Origin of the sequence: Streptomyces sp. GbtcB6 (assembly GCF_019091475.1) — a bacterium.
GTDB lineage: Bacteria > Actinomycetota > Actinomycetes > Streptomycetales > Streptomycetaceae > Streptomyces > Streptomyces hyaluromycini.
On sequence record NZ_JAGXJL010000013.1, the window covers coordinates 18,045 to 37,174 of the forward strand.

The window sequence follows — 19,130 nt, forward strand, 5'->3', positions numbered from 1 at the left end:
GGCCGCCGGCGTCAGCGCGGCTGGAGGTCCAGCGAAGGCTCCTTGGGCGCCGCACCGCGCGGCATCGCCGGATGCAGCCCGAGCAGCACGATGCCCGCCACGATCGCCGCGAGCCCCGCCGCCTCCCAGGCCAGCGCCCCGGTGTCGGTGCGCAGCCGGTCCCCGAGGAAGCCGACCCCGCAGAGGATCCCGGCGAGCGGCTGGGCCGCGGTGAGCGCGGGCAGCGAGTTGCGCAGTTCCGCCGTCTCGAACGCGCTCTGCACGAGGATCAGCCCGGTGACCCCGAGGACCAGCACGCCGTACGGCTGCCAGCCGGTCAGCACCTCCATGATGCCGCCCTCGGAGAAGCGGGTGCTGGTGACCCGGGTCAGCGCGTCCTGGACGCCGTAGAGCAGGCCGGCGGCGAGGGCGAGGAGGGTCGGTCCCGCGCTGAGGCGGGAGCGTTTGGCGTAGGTCGTGAGGAGCAGGGCTATGCCGACCATCACGCCGATGATCAGCCAGTGCCGCAGCGGGTTGGCGATGGCGTCGCCGCCGCGTGGCTGGCCCGCCAGGATGAACGCGGTGACACCGCCCGCGAGCAGGACGAGACCCGCCCAGCCCTGGTGGCTGAGGGGATGCTTGGTCTGGTGCCGGGAGAGCGCGAGGGCGAACAGCAGGTTCGTCGCCAGCAGCGGCTCGACGAGGGAGATCTCGCCCTTGCCGAGGGCGATCGCGCCGAGGATCATGCCGGCCACCATCAGGCCGATGCCGCCGAGCCAGCGCGGCACCCTCATCAGGTCGAGCAGCAGCCGGGGCGAGAGGAAGTCGCTGAGCGGTGCCTTCTGGGCGACGTTCTGCTGGAGCACGAACCCGAAGCCCAGGCAACAGGCCGCGCTCACGGCGAGAACCAGAACCAGAACGGACACGCTGCGTACCTCGATCTGCGGCCGGGTTACGGAGTGCGTAGTGGCCGACTGTAGCGCTCGCGGGTAGGGATTGCTCCGGGGGTACCCGGAACCGGGCGGTTGACTCGGTCACGCTGCCCGAGTCGATCACGCTGGGCGGATCGGGGCGGCGGCGAGACCCTACGGCCATGGTCCGACGCCCGGGCGGCAGGCGCCATGGCGTACGCCACAGCCGGAACCCGAAGCCCCACGGCCACGGTACGCCAACCGGGCCCCGGCGCGCGTCAAGTTCCGCCTCGCGCAAGGTAGTTGAACGGAGTACCAGCCCCGTTCAGCTTGACGCAAAGTCTTGGCTGGGGGTTTGCTGTGCGTGATCGGCCGATGGCAGCCCGACAACCAGGAAGTTCCGCGGTGCCCCCAACCCCGCCCCTCTTAGGCCCAAGCCCGGCCGTCTCGGACCCAGGCCCGGCCGTCGTCCGAAGTCCCCGCGCGGCAGCGCACCCCGGGTGCGAACACTGCCCCGACGACGCCCTCGACGACGCCGAACTCATCTCCGCCCGCGCCGCGTTGGCCCAGGGCCGCTGGCAGTCCGCCCGCTCCCTGCTGCTCCATACGGGTGATGACTGGGACCGCCGCGGCCACCGGGCCACCGTCCTCGCCCGCCAGCCCTACGCCATCGCCTGGGCCCGCGAGTGGCTGCTCGCCGAGCCCGGCTCCGCCGGCGCCGCCACCCTGTACGCCCTGGCCCTGGTCCGGCGCGCCCTGCGCGGCAAGGAGGATCCGGAGCGGGCCAGTGAGGCCTGCGCCGGCGCCGCCGCGCTCGCCCCCGCCGACCCCACTCCATGGCTCGGCCTGCTCCTGCTGGCCCGCTACCTGGGCACCGACGAGGAGACGCGCCGGACCTTCACCGAGGTGCGCCGCCGCCACCCCGAACACCACCACGCCCACCACCTGATGGCGGCCCGGATCGCGGAGACCGAGACCGGGGGAACGTACGAACTGTGCGCCTTCGCGGAACGCGCCGGGGCCGAGGCACCGGCCGACTCCCCACTCGCCGTCCTGCCGGTCGTCGCCTACGCCGAACGCCACCGGGTGCTGGCCGCCACCGGCCGGGCCCCCGCCGACCCGGCCGCCGCCGGGCACTGGACCGAGCCGTCCGCGCTGCGTGCCCTGGGCGCCGCCTTCGACTGGTGGCTGGAGTGGGGCATCGAGGAGCATCCCCGCCGCCACATCGACCTCAACCACCTCGCCCACGCCACCTTCGGCGCCGGCCGGTACGCCGAGGCCGCCGCCCTGTTCCAGCGCATCGGCCGCCATGCCACCCAGGCACCCTGGTCGTACCCGGACCGCGACCCGTGCGAGGCGTTCCGGGCGGCCCGGGAGCGGGTGCTGGGAGGTTGAGGGGAGCTTGATGAGAAGAGGTTGTGGATTCCTTACGGCCGCCGGATTTCGTGGCCGAGCCCGCCCCGATGGTGTTCGAATGAGTGCGTGAACTCTGAACAATCCGAGGAACCACGGCGCACCGAGGAGGGCAGCCCGGTCGGCCGCCGGGTGTTCCTCGGCACCATCGGCCTCGGCGCGCTCGGCCTGGTGACCGCGCCGGTGCTGCAACGCGTCACCGAGTCGGTCCTCGGGACCTTCTCCGGCAAGGACCCCACGGGCCTGACCGGACTGCTCCCGAACGGCGGCGGCTTCCGCTACTACTCGGTGACCGGGTCGGTGCCGGACAAGACCGCCGCCGACTACCAGCTGAAGATCGACGGGCTGGTCGACAAGCCGCGTACCTACACCCTGGCCGACCTGCGGGCCCTGCCGCAGACCAAGCTGGTCAAGGACGTCCAGTGTGTGACCGGCTGGCGGGTACCCGACACGCCCTTCGAGGGCGTCCGCCTCTCGCACCTGCTGGATCTGGCGGGCGTCCGGGACTCGGCCAAGGCGATCCACTTCACCTGCTTCGACGGCGCGTACACCGAGAGCCTCACCCTCGACCAGGCCCGCCGGCCGGACATCCTGGTCGCGCTGCGCATGCAGAACAAGGTCATCTCCCACGACCACGGCGGCCCGGTCCGCCTCTATGTCGCCCCCATGTACTTCTACAAGTCGGCCAAGTGGCTCTCCGGCATCACGGTCACCGACAAGGTCGACCCGGGGTACTGGGAGAGGCTGGGCTACGACGTCGACGCCTGGGTCGGCCGCTCGAACGGACGTGACGATGAGCCTACGAGCTGAGGCCCCGGCCGCCACGGAGCGGCTGCACCGCTTCACCGCCGCCGCGCGCTGGGTCCACCGCACCACGGCGCTGCTGATGGGCCTCTGCGTCGCGACGGCCGCCTGCCTCTACATCCCGCAGCTGGCCGTCCTCGTCGGCCGCCGTGAACTGGTCGTCCGCATCCACGAGTGCGCGGGCCTCGCCCTCCCCGTCCCGGTCCTCCTGGGCCTCGCCTCCCGCGCCTTCCGCAGGGACCTCGGCTTCCTGAACCGCTTCGGCCCGCACGACAGGCTCTGGCTGCATGCCGCCCTGAGCCGCGACAAGCGCCCCTCCTCCCGCCCGGCGGGCAAGTTCAACGCCGGCCAGAAGATCTACGCGAACTGGATCGCCGGCGCGACCCTCGTCATGCTCGGCACGGGCCTCCTCATGTGGTTCACCCACCTCGCCCCGCTGATGTGGCGCACCTCGGCCACCTTCGTCCACGACTGGCTGGCCCTCACGATCGGCGTCGTCCTGGCCGGCCACATCGGCATGGCCCTCGGCGACCCGGAGGCGAGACGGGGCCTGCGCACGGGCACGGTGAGCCGCGAGTGGGCCAAACGCGAACACCCGCTGTGGCGGCCGTAACCCTGCGGGGCCTGCCGAACGCACTCCGCCGGAGACCAGGCACCGCCGAACACGGCCGTCGTGGCTGATCGCCGTTGCGCCGGAGAGAACTGCGAAGGCCGTCGCTTTCGTCAGGCGCCGCCGGACTTGGCCGTCGTGGCGGATGGCCGTTGCGGTGGAGTGAACTGTGGAGGCCGTCGGTTTCCTCAGCCACCGCCGGACTTCGCCGTTGTGGCGGATGGCCGTTGCGGTGGAGTGAACTGTGGAGGCCGTCGGTTTGCTCAGGCACCGTCGGACTTCGCCGTCGTGGCCGCTGGCCGTTGCGGTGGAGTGAGCTGTGGAGGCCGTCGGCTTCCTCATCCCGCCGCGACGGCGATCAGCCGAGACGGCGGAGTCCGGCGGTGCCGAGCGATGCGCACCACCGGACTCCACTCGCGTACCGCCCCCTAGATCACCAATGACAGCAGCAGGACCAGGCCGCCCCCGACCACCGAGATGATCGTCTCCATGACGGACCAGGTCTTGAGGGTCTGGCCGACGCTCAGGCCGAAGTACTCCTTCACCAGCCAGAATCCCGCGTCGTTGACATGGCTGAAGAACAGCGAGCCCGCACCGATGGCCAGGACCAGGAGGGCGGTGTGGGTCGTCGACATGTCGGCCGCCAGGGGGGCCACCAGGCCCGCCGCGGAGACCGTGGCGACCGTCGCGGAGCCGGTCGCGAGACGGATCGCGACCGCGATCAGCCAGGCCAGCAGCAGGGCCGGGATCGACCAGTCCTTGGAGATCTCCAGGATCATCTGGCCGACACCGCAGTCGATCAGCGTCTGCTTGAAGCCGCCGCCCGCGCCGACGATGAGGAGGATGCCCGCGATGGGCATGAGGCCCTTCTCGACGGTCTGCGAGATCCGCTCCCGCGAGAACCCGGCCGGCCGCCCCAGCGTGAACATGCCGACGATCACGGCCGCGAGCAGGGCGATCAGCGGGGAGCCGATGACGTCGAAGACCCGCTGGACCTTGTGCGCCGGATCGTCGACGACTATGTCGACCAGCGCCTTGGACAGCATCAGGACGACCGGCAGCAGGATGGTGGCGAGGGTGGCGCCGAAGCCGGGGCGGTGCTCCAGCTCCTCGGACGGGCGTTGCGGGAGCATCCGGTCGGGGGCCTGCACGTCCACCCAGCGGGCCGCGACCTTCGAGAACAGCGGACCGGCGACGATCACGGTGGGGATCGCGACCAGGACGCCGAGGGCCAGGGTCACGCCGAGGTTCGCGTGGACCGCGTCGATCGCGACCAGCGGGCCCGGGTGCGGGGGCACCAGACCGTGCATCACCGACAGACCGGCGAGGGCCGGGATGCCGATGCGCATCAGGGAGTAGTTGCCGCGCTTGGCGACCATCAGCACCACGGGGATCAGCAGCACGATGCCGACCTCGAAGAACAGCGGCAGCCCGACCACGGAGGCGATCAGCACCATCGCCCACGGCATGGCACGCCCGCCGGCCTTGGCGAGGATCGTGTCGACGATCTGGTCGGCGCCGCCGGAGTCGGCCAGCAGCTTGCCCAGGATCGCCCCGAGCGCGATCAGGACACCCACGCCGGCGACGGTGGCGCCGAGCCCGGTGGTGAAGCTGGTGATGGCCTTGTCGAGCGGCACCCCGGCGAACGCGCCGAGCGCGAGCGAGCCGATGGTCAGCGCCAGGAAGGCGTGGAGCTTGAACTTGGTGATGAGCAGGACGATGACGGCGAAGCCCAACAGGACGGCGATGCCGAGCCGGGCATGTCCGGCCGAGGTGATGGGCGCGACGGTGTCCGCTGCCAGCATCTCGACGCTGAGTCTGGGCACGGGGGTTCCTTGCAGTGACGGGGACAGGTAGGGGGGATCCGGGGGAGTGGCTTACCGAGGGGCTTACTGCGGGGTGAGGCCGGGCAGCGTGTCCAGCGCCCGTACGGCCCGTGCGGTGATCTCCTCGGGGCTGCCCGAGACGTCCACGGCGACGCCCGGCTCGTCCGCGCCCAGCGGCTGGAGCGTGGCGAACTGGGAGTCCAGCAGCGCGGTCGGCATGAAGTGGCCCTGCCGGTGCGACATCCGGTCCTCGATGAGCCGCCGGTCGCCGGTCAGGTGCAGGAACACGATGCCGGGAGCCGCGGCCCGCAGCCGGTCGCGGTACGACCGCTTCAGTGCGGAGCTGCTGACCACCCCGCCCAGCCCCGCCCGCCCGTGCGCCCAGGAGCCTATGGCGTCCAGCCACGGCCACCGGTCGGCGTCGTCGAGCGGGTGCCCGGCCGACATCTTGGCGATGTTGGCCGGCGGATGGAAGTCGTCGCCCTCGGCGTACGGGACGCCGAGCCGGGCGGCGAGCAGGGGACCGATCGTGGTCTTGCCCGTGCCGGCGACGCCCATCACCACGACGACATGAGGGGTGTGCATCAGTGCCTCGCTGTGTCTTCCTCGGAAGGTGTCGGCCTCACTGAAACCCATTAGGTACGACGAATTCAAGAGTGTGTGACATATAAGTCTGACTTTTTGGCTCAGTGATCCGCTCGGTACGCTGAGTGCATGAGCACACCGGGCCGGGGCCTGCACGGCCGAGTACTGGACACCCTCGGCCCCGCCATCACCGCGGGCGAGTACCCGCCGGGGAGCGTCCTGCGCACGGACGAGCTGGCCCAGCACTTCCAGGTGTCACGCTCCGTGATGCGTGAGGCGGTGCGGGTCCTCGAATCCATGCACCTGGTCGAGTCCCGCCGCCGGGTGGGCGTCACCGTCCGCCCCAAGACCGAGTGGAACGTCTACGACCCCCAGGTCATCCGCTGGCGCCTGGCCGGTGCCGACCGCCCGCACCAGCTGCGCTCGCTCACCGTGCTGCGCTCGGCGATCGAGCCGGTGGCGGCCGGCCTGGCGGCGCGGCACGCCACGGCCGCCCAGTGCGCCGAGCTCACCGAGTGCGCGCTCGGCATGGTGGCCCATTCGCGCGGCCACGAGCTGGAGGAGTACCTGGTCCACGACGTGGCCTTCCACCGGGTGATCCTGGCGGCCTCGGGCAACGAGATGTTCGCCCGGCTCGCCGACGTCGTGGCCGAGGTCCTCACCGGCCGTACCCATCACGAGGTGATGTTCGAGGACCCCGACCCGGCCGCCGTCACCCTCCACGTCCAGGTCGCGGAGGCGGTACGCGAGGGCGACGCGCCCCGCGCGGAACGGCTGACCCGCGAAATCACCACGGGTGCCCTCCAGGAACTGGACGTCCTGGCGCCCTAGTCCAGGAACTCCCCGTCCAGATACACCCAGGCTCCCCCGACCCGCTCGAACCGGCTGCGCTCGTGCAGCGAGCCGCCCCTGAAGGACGCCCGGAAGGTCACCGTGCCGGTGGTGTGGAAGGCCGAGCCGCCGGTCGTCGCCAGGATCTCCAGGCCGGTCCAGCGCATCCCCGGGTCGAAGTCGACCCGGGCCGGGCGGCTCCGGGGATGCCAGGTGCGCAGCAGGTACGGTTCGTCACGTTTCACGAAGGCGCTGTAGCGCGAACGCATCAGCGTCTCGGCCGTGGGCGCGGCCGCCTCACCCCGGTGGAACCGGCCGCAGCACTTCTCGTACGTCTCCGCGAGACCGCACGGGCAGGCGGAGGCAGGCTGCTGCCGGGAGGTGCGCTTCGGTGTCACCGGCCCGCCCCCTACGCCGACTCGGCGTTGGTGGGCGGCTGGGCCGGGCGTGCCGGGACGGCCAGGGTGGGCAGTGCGGGCAGCGCCGTCCGGTGCACCCACGCGTCGAACAGGCCGTCCAGCGGCTCGTCCGCGAAGCGGTTGACGTGGGCCGTGAACGTCGCGGTCGTCACGGACCCGCCCCGGTGCAGCCCCGCCCACGCGCGCAGCATGTGGAAGAACCGCTCGTCGCCGAGCGCGCAGCGGATCGCGTGGATCGTGACACCGCCCCGTTCGTAGAGGCGGTCGTCGAACATCGCCTTCTTGCCCGGGGCGGCGATCCGGATGTCCTTGGGCAGTCCGGAGAGCAACCGGTGTGCGAGGGCGGCGAGTTGCTGGGCGCTACGGCCGCCGGAGCGCTCCGACCACAGCCACTCCGCGTACTTGGCGAGCCCCTCGTTCAGCCAGATGTGCCGCCAGTCGGCGATGGACACGCTGTTGCCGAACCACTGGTGGGCGAGCTCGTGCGCCACCAGGCGTTCCGAACCCCGGGCCCCGTCCACGTGGTTGACGCCGAACAGCGACAACCCCTGGGCCTCGACGGGGACATCGAACTCCTCGTCGGCGACGACCACGGCGTACTCGTCGAACGGGTACGGCCCGAACAGCCGCTGGAACAGGTCCATCATCGCGGGCTGCCGCGCGAAGTCCCTGGAGAACTCCGGGAGTAGATGCGCCGGTATGTGCCCGTGCATCGGCACCCCGCCGAAGCCCGGGTCGCCAAGGAGCACGGTCTGGAACTTGCCGATCGCGAGGCTCACCAGGTAGCTCGACGTCGGCGCCGCCTGCTCGTACACCCAGGTCGTCGTGGACGCCTTCGTGGTACGGGTGAGCAGCCGCCCGCCGGCCACCACCGAGTACGCCGACGGGCACGTGATCGAGAGCAGGTACGACGCCTTGTCGGCCGGCCGGTCGTTGCACGGGAACCAGGAGGGCGCGCCGGTCGGCTGGCTGGCCACCAGGGCGCCGTCCGTCAGCTCCTCCCAGCCGATCCCGCCCCAGGGGCTGTTCACCGGCTTCGGGTTGCCCGACCAGTGGATCTCCACGGTGAAGGCGGCCCCGGCCCGCAGCGGCTTCGCTGGCTTGATCCGCAGCCTGCCGCCCCGGTGCGTCCAGTGCGGCTGGCGGCCGTCCACCCGGATCCGGCCGATCTTGAAGTCGGCCAGGTTCAGCTGGAACTCGGGCAGCGCGGCACGGCCCGCGATCGCGTTGATCCGGGCCATGCCGGCCAGGCGGTTGGGGCCTGGCCGGTAGTCCAGCGTGAGCTCATAGCGATGCACCCGGTACCGGGGATCGCCGTTGTCCGGGAAGTACGGGTCCGGACCCGCTGACTGCTGCACTGCCACTTCCGCGTTCGCTCCCTGCGCTGTGCTCGAACCGTCTCTCGGTGCACCGATGCCCGCGGCCACCGAGCGGCCCGCGCTCAGGGACGCCATGCCTCGATCGGATTGCCGAGCCAGCGGGTGTCGTCGGGAACCGACTCCGCCGCCATGACGAGCGACGCGGGCCCCAGAGTCGTACGGGCCCCGATCGTGCTGCCGGGCAGCACGATCCCGCCAGGACCCAGTGTGGCGCCCTCACGGAGAACCACAGTATCCGTCCGCAAGATCCGGTCGTGGAAGAGGTGAGTTTGCAGCACACAGCCGCGGTTCACGGTGGCCGCGTCCTCCAGGGTCACCAGATCCGTCTCCGGAAGCCAGTAGCTCTCCACCCATACGCCCTTGCCGATGCGCGCGCCGAGGCCGCGCAGCCAGGCCGTCATCACCGGCGTACCCGGCACCGAGCCGGCCAGCCACGGCACCGCCAGGACCTCGACGAACGTGTCCGCCAGCTCGTTGCGCCACACGAACGAGCTCCACAGCGGGTGCTCCCCGCTGCGGTGCCGCCCGACCAGCGTCCACTTGGCCAGCACGGAGACCAGGCCCGCGACCGCACCGGCACCGAGCAGCACCAGGCCGGACAGCAGCGGCGCCCAGACACCGAGCGCGCACAGCGCGGCCACCGTCAGCCCGGCCAGCGCCACCGAGCACAGCACCGGCACGATCCGGCACGTCTCCACCAGGGCCCGCGCCCACAGCATCCGCGCCGGCGGCTCGTAGGTCCGGCTCTGGTCGCCGTCGGCCGCGCTGCGCGGCAGCTTCACCGGCGGCAGCCCCAGGTACGACGTGCCCTTCTTGGCCTTCTTCGGCGTCGCCGACAGCACCCCCACCAGACCGCCGTCCGGCACACTGCGGCCCGGCGCGGTCATCCCGGAGTTCCCGAGGAACGCCCGCCGCCCGATCTCCGCCCGCCCGATCCGCACATAGCCGCCGCCGAGCTCGTACGGCGCGGTCAGTGTGTCGTCGGCCAGGAACGCGCCCTCGCCGACCGTCGTCAGGCTCGGCAGCGCGAGCACGGTCGACACCTCGGCGCCCTTGCCGATCCGCATCCCGAGCAGCCGCAGCCACACCGGCGTGACCAGGCCCGCGTACAGCGGGAACAGGGTCTCGCGGGAGCGGTCCATCAGCTGGGAGACCGTCCAGGCCTGCCAGCCGATCCTGCTGTGCGTCGGGTGCGTACCGACCCGCAGGCCCAGGCTCAGCAGCCGTACGGCGACCAGGATCAGCAGGGCGTACGCCAGCCCGAACGCCAGCGTCGCCGGGACCAGTGCGACCGCCGCGCCCCGCAGGGCCTCGGCCAGGCCGTCCCCGGGGGCCACGAAACGTCCGGCGACCAGCAGCGCGGCTCCACCCGCCAGCACCGGCAGCGCACTGAGCCCGAGGCCCGTCAGGCCGTACATCACCCGCCAGTACGTGCCGCGCTGCGGCCGGTGCTTGGGCCAGTTCCGCTTGGCCTTGCCCAGCTTGACCGCCGGGGCGCCGGCCCAGCGCTGGCCGGTCGGGATCTGCCCGGTGACCGCGGAGCCGGGGGCCACCTCGGCGCGCTTGCCGACGCGGGCGCCCGGGAAGAGCATGCTGCGCGTGCCGACGACCGCGTGGGCGCCGATCCGGACCGGGCCGATCACCAGCCGGTCCCCGTCCAGCCAGGAGCCGGACAGGTCCACCTCGGACTCCACGGCCGCGCCCCGCCCGATCCTGAGCAGGCCGGTGACCGGCGGCAGCGAGTGCAGGTCCACCTCGGGACCGATCTTGGCGCCGAGCGCCCGCGCGTACCGCTCCAGCCAGGACCCGGTCAGCGTGGTCGCCCCGGTGAACTCGGCCAGCCGCTCCGCCGCCCACAGCCGCAGGTGGACGGAGCCGCCGCGCGCGTACCTGCCGGGTTTCACGCCCCGCAGCAGCAGCCGGGCGCCACCGGCCGCGACCGCGATCCGGCCGGGCGGGGTGAACAGGACCAGGGCCCCGAGGCCGACCAGCCACCAGGGCGCGGTGGGCAGCCAGCCGTAGCCGCTCAGCACATTGCCGAGGGCGGCGAGGACCACCGTCCAGCGCAGCCCGAGGAGAGTGAACAGGGGCAGCAGGAGCAGCAGCTGTACCAACTGGGCGCTGCGCGGCACGGGCGCGATCGTGCGCTCGGCGCCGTCGTCCTGCGCGGACTTCTCCAGGTGGCGGGCCAGCTTGCGCAGCACCGGCTGCTGGTAGATGTCGAGGACGGCCGCGCTGGGGTAGCGGGTGCGCAGCCGGGTGGTGAGCTGGGCGGCGGACAGGCTGCCGCCGCCGATGGCGAAGAAGTCGTCGGAGGCGCTGCCCACCGGGATGCCGAGGACCTCGGTCCACTGCTCGGCGAGCCAGGCCTCGGTGCCGTACAGCTGCTCGGCCGGGCCGCCGGTCTCCAGGCCCTCCAGGGGCCAGGGCAGGGCGTTGCGGTCGACCTTGCCGGAGGTGCGGGTGGGCAGCTCGGCGACCGGCGCCAGCAGCGGGACGAGGGCCGCGGGCAGCTCGGCGCGCAGCTTCTCGACGGCGGCCGCGTGGTCCCAGCCGTCCTGGGTGACGACATAGCCGACGAGGAGCTGGTTGCCGCTGCGGGCCGTCCGTACGGCGGCCGCGGCACCCGCGACGCCCGGGAGCGCCTGGAGGGCCGCGTCGACCTCGCCCAGCTCGATACGGCGCCCGCCGAGCTTGATCTGCTCGTCGGCACGCCCGAGGAAGACCAGCCCCTCGCGGTCGGCCCGCACCAGGTCACCGCTGCGGTACGCCCGCTCCCAGCCCAGCGACTCCAGGGGCGCGTACTTCTCCGCGTCCTTCTCGGCGTCGAGGTACCGGGCGAGGCCGACCCCGCCGATCACCAGCTGGCCGCTCTCGCCCATCGCCACGGGCACGCCCGCGTCGTCCACGACGGCCAGCTCCCAGCCGTTCAGCGGCAGCCCGATGCGGATCGGCTCCTCGCCGGTCATCAGGGCCGCACAGGCGACGACGGTGGCCTCGGTGGGCCCGTACGTGTTCCAGACCTCGCGGCCCTCGGTCACCAGGCGCTGCGCCAGCTCGGGCGGGCAGGCCTCACCGCCGAAGATGAGGAGGCGGACGTCGTTGAGGGTCTCGGGCTCCCAGAGGGCGGCCAGGGTGGGCACGGTCGAGACGACGGTGATCTCCTGGTCGACCAGCCAGGGGCCGAGGTCGGCGCCGCTGCGCACCTGGGAGCGCGGCACCGGCACCAGACAGGCGCCGTAGCGCCAGGCCAGCCACATCTCCTCGCAGGAGGCGTCGAAGGCCACGGAGAGGCCCGCCATGACCCGGTCGACGGGCCCGATCGGCTCCTCGGTCAGGAACAGCGCGGCCTCGGCGTCCACGAAGGCGGCGGCGCTGCGGTGGGTGACGGCGACGCCCTTGGGCTTGCCGGTGGAACCGGAGGTGAAGATGATCCAGGCGTCGTGCTCGGTGCCGGGGCGGCCGGAGGGCTTTTCGGACTCGTGGCGGACGTCGATGTGCAGCCCCTCGCCGAGGACGGCCGCCACCTCCGCCTCACCGAAGACCAGTGCGGCCCGCTCGTCCGGGTCCTCGGCGTCGACGGGGACGTAGGCGGCGCCGGCCGCGAGCACGCCGAGAATGGCGACATACAGGTCGTTGGTTCCGGAGGGCACCCGAACGCCCACGCGGTCGCCGAGCCCGATGCCGGCCTCGGCGAGCCGCCGCCGCAGCCGCGCCACCTCCATGGCGAGCCCGCGGTAGGTGAGCTGGGTGGTGCCGTCGTCCAGCGCGGGCTCATCCGGGTGGGCCCGTACCGTTGCTTCGAACACGTCCACCAGGGTGCGCGGCGAGGCCGCCGCCCCGGCCGAGAAACGTGCGGTGTTCCCGAACTCCTCGCGGATCTCTTCGTCGAGCAGGCCGAGAGCGCTGCTCTCGTCAATGGCTGCCATCCGGTCCTCGCGTCTCGTTCCCGGAACCCTCCGGGGCGCCGGCGGGCCCGCAGGTGCACCTGGGGTTGTCCGGCTCCGGCTAGGTAACAAGCCGGAAATATTAGTACGACGCTAGGCTCCCGTTCATCCAACGGCCACTTGGAAGCAGCCGTTCGGAGTAGTCCCTTGAATCTTAAGCAACCCCTGACCAGGGATTCTCCGTGGACGGCGAGAGATGGGCCACACAGCGTGAGGCAGGTCAACTCCATGTGTCCGGCGGCCGGTACGGCAACGGCCGGCGCCGCGGCGGGGAGGGGGAGAGGGGCCGCCGCGGAACCGGCCGTCGCCGTGGGGGGGGCGGAGGAAACGTCACCGGGCGCCGGATGTCACACGGCGCTGACCTCGGCCCAGATGGACTTGCCCCAGGGCAGGTTGCCCACGCCCCAGCGGCCCGAGCACAGCGCGTCGAGGATGAGCAGACCGCGCCCGCGGTCCCGTTCGACCGAGATGGGCCGCAGCCGGGGATGGCGGCCCAGCGGGTCGTGCACCTCGACCCGGGTCCGGGAGCCGTCGGTGTCGATGAGGAGGCGGACCGGGTCGTCCGGGTCGGTCTCGTAGCGCAGGGAGTTGGTGACCAGCTCGCAGGTGACCAGGGCGACCGCGTCGATGTGGTCACGGGAGGCGTCCGGGGTGTGGTGCGCGATGAAGTCGCTCACGAACAGCCGTGCGGCCTTGGCCGACTGGGGCTCGCTGGCCAGTAACAGGACCGGCGGTGGGGCGACTTGCAGGGCGCGGGGTTCGGTCGTGGTGCTCCGCTGGCGCTCGATCATGTGCATCCCCTCACGGGCATGTCCCAACGCAGGCACGGTGGTTCGCCATGCGAGTGCGGTCACTGTCGTATTTCCCGGATTCATGGTGCCTTCACGGCACAGTCGATCGCAATACGTCCCACGGGATGTGAAAAATTGCGCATCGACGCGAGAGACTTGCGGCACAAGTCGTCAGTCGGTGGCGAGGGCCCGGGCGGCACGGGCAGACTGTCGGGCAGTTCACCGGACAGAAGGGGGAATCCGTGAGCACGCCCACGGTGCGCCGGCGACGGCTCGGTGCGAAGCTGCGCGAACTGCGTGGCGAGCTCACCCTCGACGAGGTCGCCGAGCACTCCGAAGGCGCGTTCGTCTCCTCCAAGCTGTCCCGGATGGAGACCGGCAAGACCGCCCCCAAGGCAGCGGACATCCAGGCGCTGCTCCATCTGTACGGCGACCTCGGCCGCGACGTCAGCGACGAGCTGCGCGCGGCCCTGATCACGCTCACCAAGGAGGGCGGCCGGCGCGGCTGGTGGCACTCGTACCGAGGTGTCCTCACCCCGGTGTACGAGGACCTGATCAGCCTGGAGGCGGAGGCCGAGACGGTCTCCACCTGGCAGCTGGGCATGGTCCCCGGACTGCTCCAGACCGCCGAGTACGCCCGCGAGATCATCCGGGCGACCGCCATGTCCGAGGCGGTCGAGGCACGGGTCGACGCGCTCGTCGAGGTACGGCTGGCACGTCAGGCCGTCCTCACCCGGGACAGCGACCCGCTGGCGCTCTGGGCGATCATCTCCGAACAGGCCCTGCGCTCCACCACCGAGGATCCCGCCCTGATGTACGAGCAGTTGGGGCGCCTGCTTACGATGGGGCGGCGCCCGAACATCAACATCCAGGTGTTGCGGTCGGACGCTCCCCTGCACGCCGGGCTCACCGGCACCTTCAGCATCCTGGGCTTCGGTCCGCACACCGATCTGGACGTCGTCCACCAGGAAGGGCTGACCTCCGCCCTGTACATCGAGGAACGTGATCGGGTCTCCACGCACCGGGCCGCGTGGCAACGCCTCACGTCTGCCGCCGAGTCCGTCGAGGCGTCGGTGGAACTGATCACCCAGATAAGGAAGAACGAATAAGGAATGAAGCACGCTGACGACGCGTCGACTCTGCCGGTGATCTGGTGGAAGTCCTCGGCGTCCGCATCACAGTCCGACTGCGTGGAATGCGGGATCGTCGACGAGGTGACGGTCGCCGTCCGCGACAGCAAGTGGCCCGACGGGCCCGCGCTCCTGCTGGACCGCACCGCGCTCCGCGCGTTCACCTCCGCCGTGGCCCTCGGTGACGGCCGAATAGGCGGCCTCGACTGAGAGAGAGGCGCCCACCGGAAGGTGGTCGCCGTCGGCACTCTGCCCAGAAAAACCAAGAAACCCCTGCTCAGCAGGGGTTTCTTCGTGGTGTCCGAGGGGGGACTTGAACCCCCACGCCCGATAAAGGGCACTAGCACCTCAAGCTAGCGCGTCTGCCATTCCGCCACCCGGACAAGGTGTCTGTCGTGCGAAGTCTTCCGTGCGGGTTTCCCTCGCGGCGACGAAGGAAACACTACCAGGCTTTCGGGGGCGGTCGATCACACCCTGTTTCCGGGCCCGCGGGCGTGAACGGCGTGTGACGGGCCGGGACCGGCCTTGGGCCCGGAGCGGGAAGGGAGAGAGGATGGCGGGGACCGGGCGGCAGTGACAGCGGAAGGAAGCAGCGTGAGCGAGACGGGCACGGCCAGGGGCGTCACCGGCGAGGACGAGGTCGTCGACCTCTGCCGCGAGCTGATCCGGTTCGACACCAGCAACTACGGCGACCACTCCGGTCCCGGCGAGCGCAAGGCGGCCGAGTGGGTCGCCGAGAAGCTGGCCGAGGTCGGCCTCGAACCGAAGATCTTCGAGTCCCACCCGGGCCGCGCCTCCACGGTGGCCCGCATCGAGGGCGCGGACCCGTCCAGGCCCGCCCTCCTCATCCACGGCCACCTCGACGTCGTACCGGCCAACGCCGACGACTGGACCCACCACCCCTTCTCCGGCGAGGTCGCGGACGGGTGCGTGTGGGGCCGGGGCGCCGTCGACATGAAGGACATGGACGCCATGACCCTGGCGGTCGTACGGGACCGGCTGCGCAGCGGCCGGAAACCGCCCCGGGACATCGTCCTCGCCTTCCTCGCCGACGAGGAGGCCGGCGGCACCTGGGGCGCCCGGCACCTGGTCGACAACCACCCGGACCTCTTCGAGGGGGTCACCGAGGCGATCAGCGAGGTGGGCGGCTTCTCCTTCACGGTGAGCGAGCAGCGCCGGCTCTACCTCATCCAGACGGCCGAGAAGGGCATGCACTGGATGAAGCTGAAGGTGGCCGGCACCGCCGGGCACGGCTCGATGATCCACCGCGACAACGCGATCACCGAGCTGTCCGAGGCCGTGGCCCGGCTCGGCCGGCACAAGTTCCCGGTGCGGGTCACCAAGACCACCCGGGCCTTCCTCGACGAGCTGGGCGACGCGCTCGGCACCGAGCTGGACCCGGAGGACATGGAGTCGACGCTGGCCCGGCTCGGCGGCATCGCCAAGCTGATCGGCGCGACCCTCAGCAACACCGCCAACCCGACCCAGCTCAACGCCGGTTACAAGGTCAACGTCATCCCGGGCGAGGCCACCGCGCACGTCGACGGCCGCTTCCTGCCGGGCCACGAGGAGGAGTTCCTCGCCGACCTCGACCGGATCCTCGGCCCGAACGTGGTCCTCGCGGACGTGCACTCCGACAAGGCGCTGGAGACCAGCTTCGACGGCGCCCTGGTGGAGGCCATGCAGTCCTCGTTGCTCGCCGAGGACCCGACCGCCAAGGCGATCCCGTACATGCTCTCCGGCGGCACCGACGCCAAGTCCTTCGACGACCTCGGCATCCGCGGCTTCGGCTTCGCGCCGCTCAAGCTGCCGCCGGAGCTGGACTTCGCGGGCATGTTCCACGGCGTGGACGAGCGGGTGCCGGTGGACGGGCTGCAGTTCGGGGTGCGTGTGCTCGACCGTTTCATCGACGCGTCGTAAAGTCCTGGCTTCATATAATCGGGCGGCTGTACGAGGCCGAATGAGAAGAGTGAATGCGACGATAAGCTCGTAGCTCCATTACTCCCTCCTCGTTACTCCAGATGTGATCCGCTACTGCGAATCGCATTGCCAACAAGGAGGAATAATGCTCAAGAAGGTCGTCGCTGCTGCGGCTGCCACTGGTGGTCTGGTTCTCGCGGGTGCGGGCCTGGCCGTCGCTGACTCGGGTGCCCAGGGCGCTGCCATGCATTCCCCGGGTGTCGTCTCCGGCAACGTGATCCAGGTTCCCGTGCACGTCCCGGTGAACGTCTGCGGCAACACGATCTCCGTGATCGGGCTGCTGAACCCCGCCTTCGGCAACACCTGCATCAACAAGTGACGCCGACTCCCTGAGGGGCGTCTTCCCGTCGGCCCCGGAGCGCGCGCCATGCGCTCCGGGGCCGACCGGTTTTTCCGCGGGCTTTTTCCGAACGAATGTCCGTGCGGAATGCAAGGTCAGGATCCGAGGCAGGGGAATTCAGAAATGCGACAGGGTACCCGTAAGGGCCTTATGACAGTGGCCGCGGCGACCGGCGTGATCGCCGCGGCAAGCGGATACGCCCACGCCGACTCGGGGGCGGTCGGCTCCGCCGCCGACTCACCCGGCGTGCTCTCCGGCAACACGGTGCAGGCGCCGGTGCACGTGCCGGTGAACGTCTGCGGCAACACCGTGAACGTCGTCGGCGCCCTGAACCCGTCGATGGGCAACAAGTGCGCCAACCACGGCGGCGGGGGCGGTGCTTCGGCGGGCCACGGCCACAGCGGAGACCACGGTGGGTACGGCGGTCCCGGCGGCTACGGCGGCAACGGCGGTCACAGCGGCCACGGGGGTTCGCCCGCCGGGGGGCACACCGCAGGTTCGCCCGGTGTCGGCTCGGGCAACACCGCGCAGGCGCCGGTCGACGTTCCGGTCAATGTGTGCGGCAACAGCGTCGACGTCATCGGCGTCGGCAACACCGCCGTGGGCAACGAGTGCGCCAACGACGGGGGTTCCGGACACATCGGACACCCGGGGCACCCAGGACACCCGGGACACCCGGGACACCCAGGGTCTCCCGGCGGTGGTCACCCCACGCAGCCGCCCGGCCACGGCGGGCACGGCACGCCTCCTGCGCACGGCGGGCACGGCAGCACGCCGCCCGGGAAGCCGGGGAACCCCGGAACGCCGGGCAGGCCGGGGAACCCGGGACACCCGGGCGCTCCGGGCGTGCACCCGGGCATGCCCCCCGCTCACTCCGGGAGCAGGACCGTCCCGACCGGTGCCCGCGGCGCCACCCTCGTCCACCCGCTGGGCAGCGCCTCCGTGAGCCGGCCCGTCACCGCCGCGCAGCTCGCGCACACCGGCAGTGACCTGCCGCTGGGCCTCGCGCTCCCGGCCGGCGCCGGTGCGCTGCTCGCGGGCGCCGTGCTGTACCGCAGGGCGCGCGCCGCGGCGTAGCGCACGGAGGGTGACGCACCCGAACCGGTGCGTGGAACGGGACGGGCCCCGTCGACGCGGGGCCCCTTCCGTCAGTCGGCCAGTCTCACCATGTGGCACGCACCTGGCGGATGATCCGCCGGCGCAACCGCACCCTGCGGCTGCCGTCGCGCATGAGGCTCAGTCGGTCCAACTCCCAGTGTCCGTACTCGGCATGGTCCGTCAGTAGACGTGTGGCCTCCTTGCGAGACACCCCGCGAGGTACGTACACGTCGACAAATTCGTATTCCGGCATCGCATCTATTGTGCGGGCTGGTGCCCGGTACGGATAGCGTCTGCACTATGTCTGATGCTGTGCAGCCCACCGCTGCCGAGGTACGCGCCGCCGCCGAGGCGGTCAAGACCGCGCTCGACCGCCATCTGGCCGCGGTCGAACGCAGGTCGGGGGAGGACGACCCGGCTGTATACGAGGCGTTCAACCAGCTGGCCGCGGCCGCCGAGGTCTACGACGAGCTTCTCTACGACCGCTACGACGAGGTCACGCCCTTCGAGATCCCCGGTACGGACGACTCGCTGCCACCGTACGCGGGCCCCGAGGAACCGAACGCGATCAGCGTGCTGATCCGCCGCGACTACGCCGTGGCGGAACCACAGCGGCTGCTGGCCCAGGCCCAGCGGGTCGAGGCGGCGGAGTACGACGACGGTCCCGGGGCGGACGAGGACGCCGCCGGCACGATCCACGGGGCGCTGGGCGTCCTGTTCGGCGAGTTCGAGCCGGACGAGATCGCCTCCCGGCACAAGGAGTTCGGCCTGGAGGAGGGCGACTCCACGCTGTGGGTGACCGCGGCGGACGAGCCGGCCGAGCCCGGCGAGTGGCTGGAGGCGCCCTTCGAGGGCGTCGATCCGCAGCGGGTGGTGTGCCGCTTCGACGTCAGCGCGGTCTTCGACGACGAGGACGCGGAGGACGGCGAGGACGCCGGAGGCGCCGACGAGCTGGACGACGACCTCGACCTGGACGAGGACGAGGATCTGGAGCCATTGGACGCAGAGCGCTGATCCGCCGGCCGGCGGTGCCTTCCGGGGGTTGAGACCGGATGGGCACCGCCGGCGGGACAGGGATCGCGCGGCG

The 19,130-nt window shown here is 71.6% G+C and carries 18 protein-coding genes and 1 tRNA gene; 10 read left to right on the plus strand and 9 right to left on the minus strand.

Going from position 1 to position 19,130, the window contains the following annotated elements:
* Positions 1 to 11: 11 nt before the first annotated feature.
* Positions 12 to 905 carry a DMT family transporter gene (locus tag KVT45_RS22570; protein ID WP_217550240.1) on the minus strand — a complete coding sequence of 298 codons (894 nt, stop codon included), beginning with the start codon at positions 903 to 905 and terminating at the stop codon, positions 12 to 14.
* A gap of 390 nt (positions 906 to 1,295) precedes the next feature.
* Here KVT45_RS22570 and KVT45_RS22575 point away from each other — a divergent pair, with 390 nt between their 5' ends.
* The 3 genes from KVT45_RS22575 to KVT45_RS22585 all read left to right on the plus strand — a co-directional run bounded on the left by KVT45_RS22575 (position 1,296) and on the right by KVT45_RS22585 (position 3,720).
* On the plus strand, positions 1,296 to 2,285 hold the full coding sequence (locus tag KVT45_RS22575; protein WP_217550242.1) for a hypothetical protein: 990 nt from the start codon (positions 1,296 to 1,298) through the stop codon (positions 2,283 to 2,285).
* Between the two features lie 87 nt (positions 2,286 to 2,372).
* Positions 2,373 to 3,113 carry a molybdopterin-dependent oxidoreductase gene (locus tag KVT45_RS22580; RefSeq protein ID WP_217550244.1) on the plus strand — a complete coding sequence of 247 codons (741 nt, stop codon included), beginning with the start codon at positions 2,373 to 2,375 and terminating at the stop codon, positions 3,111 to 3,113.
* Entirely contained in the window at positions 3,097 to 3,720 is a 624-nt protein-coding gene (locus KVT45_RS22585) for a cytochrome b/b6 domain-containing protein (RefSeq protein ID WP_217550246.1), read from the plus strand. The genes KVT45_RS22580 and KVT45_RS22585 overlap by 17 nt, the downstream gene beginning before the upstream one ends.
* A 425-nt stretch (positions 3,721 to 4,145) precedes the next feature.
* Here KVT45_RS22585 and KVT45_RS22590 read toward each other — a convergent pair whose 3' ends face one another.
* Together KVT45_RS22590 and KVT45_RS22595 are read right to left on the minus strand one after the other, a co-directional pair.
* On the minus strand, positions 4,146 to 5,543 hold the full coding sequence (locus KVT45_RS22590) for a GntP family permease (protein WP_217550248.1): 1,398 nt from the start codon (positions 5,541 to 5,543) through the stop codon (positions 4,146 to 4,148).
* Positions 5,544 to 5,606: 63 nt separating this feature from the next.
* On the minus strand, positions 5,607 to 6,128 hold the full coding sequence (locus tag KVT45_RS22595) for a gluconokinase (protein WP_217550250.1): 522 nt from the start codon (positions 6,126 to 6,128) through the stop codon (positions 5,607 to 5,609).
* Between the two features lie 129 nt (positions 6,129 to 6,257).
* Here KVT45_RS22595 and KVT45_RS22600 point away from each other — a divergent pair, with 129 nt between their 5' ends.
* The gene (locus KVT45_RS22600; protein ID WP_217550252.1) at positions 6,258 to 6,959 is read left to right on the plus strand and encodes a FadR/GntR family transcriptional regulator; all 702 of its coding nucleotides are present in this window, start codon (positions 6,258 to 6,260) and stop codon (positions 6,957 to 6,959) included.
* Here the strand turns inward: KVT45_RS22600 and KVT45_RS22605 are convergent.
* The 4 genes from KVT45_RS22605 to KVT45_RS22620 form a co-directional block, all read right to left on the minus strand.
* Positions 6,956 to 7,357 carry a YchJ family metal-binding protein gene (locus KVT45_RS22605; protein WP_217550254.1) on the minus strand — a complete coding sequence of 134 codons (402 nt, stop codon included), beginning with the start codon at positions 7,355 to 7,357 and terminating at the stop codon, positions 6,956 to 6,958. The two genes, KVT45_RS22600 and KVT45_RS22605, sit on opposite strands and share 4 nt — an antisense overlap.
* Before the next feature lie 11 nt (positions 7,358 to 7,368).
* Positions 7,369 to 8,742 carry a M1 family metallopeptidase gene (locus KVT45_RS22610; RefSeq protein WP_217550256.1) on the minus strand — a complete coding sequence of 458 codons (1,374 nt, stop codon included), beginning with the start codon at positions 8,740 to 8,742 and terminating at the stop codon, positions 7,369 to 7,371.
* 77 nt (positions 8,743 to 8,819) lie between these two features.
* Positions 8,820 to 12,686, minus strand: coding sequence for a Pls/PosA family non-ribosomal peptide synthetase (locus tag KVT45_RS22615; RefSeq protein WP_217550258.1), 3,867 nt, complete (start codon positions 12,684 to 12,686; stop codon positions 8,820 to 8,822).
* 365 nt (positions 12,687 to 13,051) lie between these two features.
* Positions 13,052 to 13,495 (minus strand): ATP-binding protein, encoded by a 444-nt coding sequence (locus KVT45_RS22620; RefSeq protein WP_217550260.1) that lies wholly within the window; start codon positions 13,493 to 13,495, stop codon positions 13,052 to 13,054.
* Between the two features lie 242 nt (positions 13,496 to 13,737).
* Here KVT45_RS22620 and KVT45_RS22625 point away from each other — a divergent pair, with 242 nt between their 5' ends.
* Positions 13,738 to 14,604, plus strand: a complete 867-nt coding sequence (locus tag KVT45_RS22625) for a helix-turn-helix transcriptional regulator (RefSeq protein ID WP_089103361.1) — start codon at positions 13,738 to 13,740, stop codon at positions 14,602 to 14,604.
* Between the two features lie 3 nt (positions 14,605 to 14,607).
* Positions 14,608 to 14,835 carry a DUF397 domain-containing protein gene (locus tag KVT45_RS22630; protein WP_217550262.1) on the plus strand — a complete coding sequence of 76 codons (228 nt, stop codon included), beginning with the start codon at positions 14,608 to 14,610 and terminating at the stop codon, positions 14,833 to 14,835.
* 85 nt (positions 14,836 to 14,920) lie between these two features.
* On the opposite strand, the gene KVT45_RS22635 is transcribed toward KVT45_RS22630, so the two are convergent.
* Positions 14,921 to 15,008, minus strand: a tRNA-Leu gene (locus KVT45_RS22635).
* 211 nt (positions 15,009 to 15,219) lie between these two features.
* Between KVT45_RS22635 and KVT45_RS22640 the strand changes: the two genes are divergently transcribed.
* The 3 genes from KVT45_RS22640 to KVT45_RS22650 all read left to right on the plus strand — a co-directional run bounded on the left by KVT45_RS22640 (position 15,220) and on the right by KVT45_RS22650 (position 18,022).
* Positions 15,220 to 16,545, plus strand: coding sequence for a M20/M25/M40 family metallo-hydrolase (locus KVT45_RS22640; protein WP_217550264.1), 1,326 nt, complete (start codon positions 15,220 to 15,222; stop codon positions 16,543 to 16,545).
* Positions 16,546 to 16,690: 145 nt separating this feature from the next.
* Positions 16,691 to 16,924 carry a chaplin ChpH gene (gene chpH / locus KVT45_RS22645; protein WP_089103050.1) on the plus strand — a complete coding sequence of 78 codons (234 nt, stop codon included), beginning with the start codon at positions 16,691 to 16,693 and terminating at the stop codon, positions 16,922 to 16,924.
* A gap of 144 nt (positions 16,925 to 17,068) precedes the next feature.
* Positions 17,069 to 18,022, plus strand: coding sequence for a chaplin (locus KVT45_RS22650; RefSeq protein WP_217550266.1), 954 nt, complete (start codon positions 17,069 to 17,071; stop codon positions 18,020 to 18,022).
* A gap of 85 nt (positions 18,023 to 18,107) precedes the next feature.
* On the opposite strand, the gene KVT45_RS22655 is transcribed toward KVT45_RS22650, so the two are convergent.
* Entirely contained in the window at positions 18,108 to 18,296 is a 189-nt protein-coding gene (locus KVT45_RS22655; RefSeq protein WP_046732800.1) for a DUF5703 family protein, read from the minus strand.
* A 47-nt stretch (positions 18,297 to 18,343) separates the two neighbouring features.
* On the opposite strand from KVT45_RS22655, the gene KVT45_RS22660 reads away from it, so the two are divergent.
* Positions 18,344 to 19,057: a hypothetical protein gene (locus tag KVT45_RS22660; protein WP_217550267.1), complete on the plus strand. Its 714-nt coding sequence runs from the start codon at positions 18,344 to 18,346 to the stop codon at positions 19,055 to 19,057.
* The last annotated feature ends 73 nt before the right edge of the window (positions 19,058 to 19,130 follow it).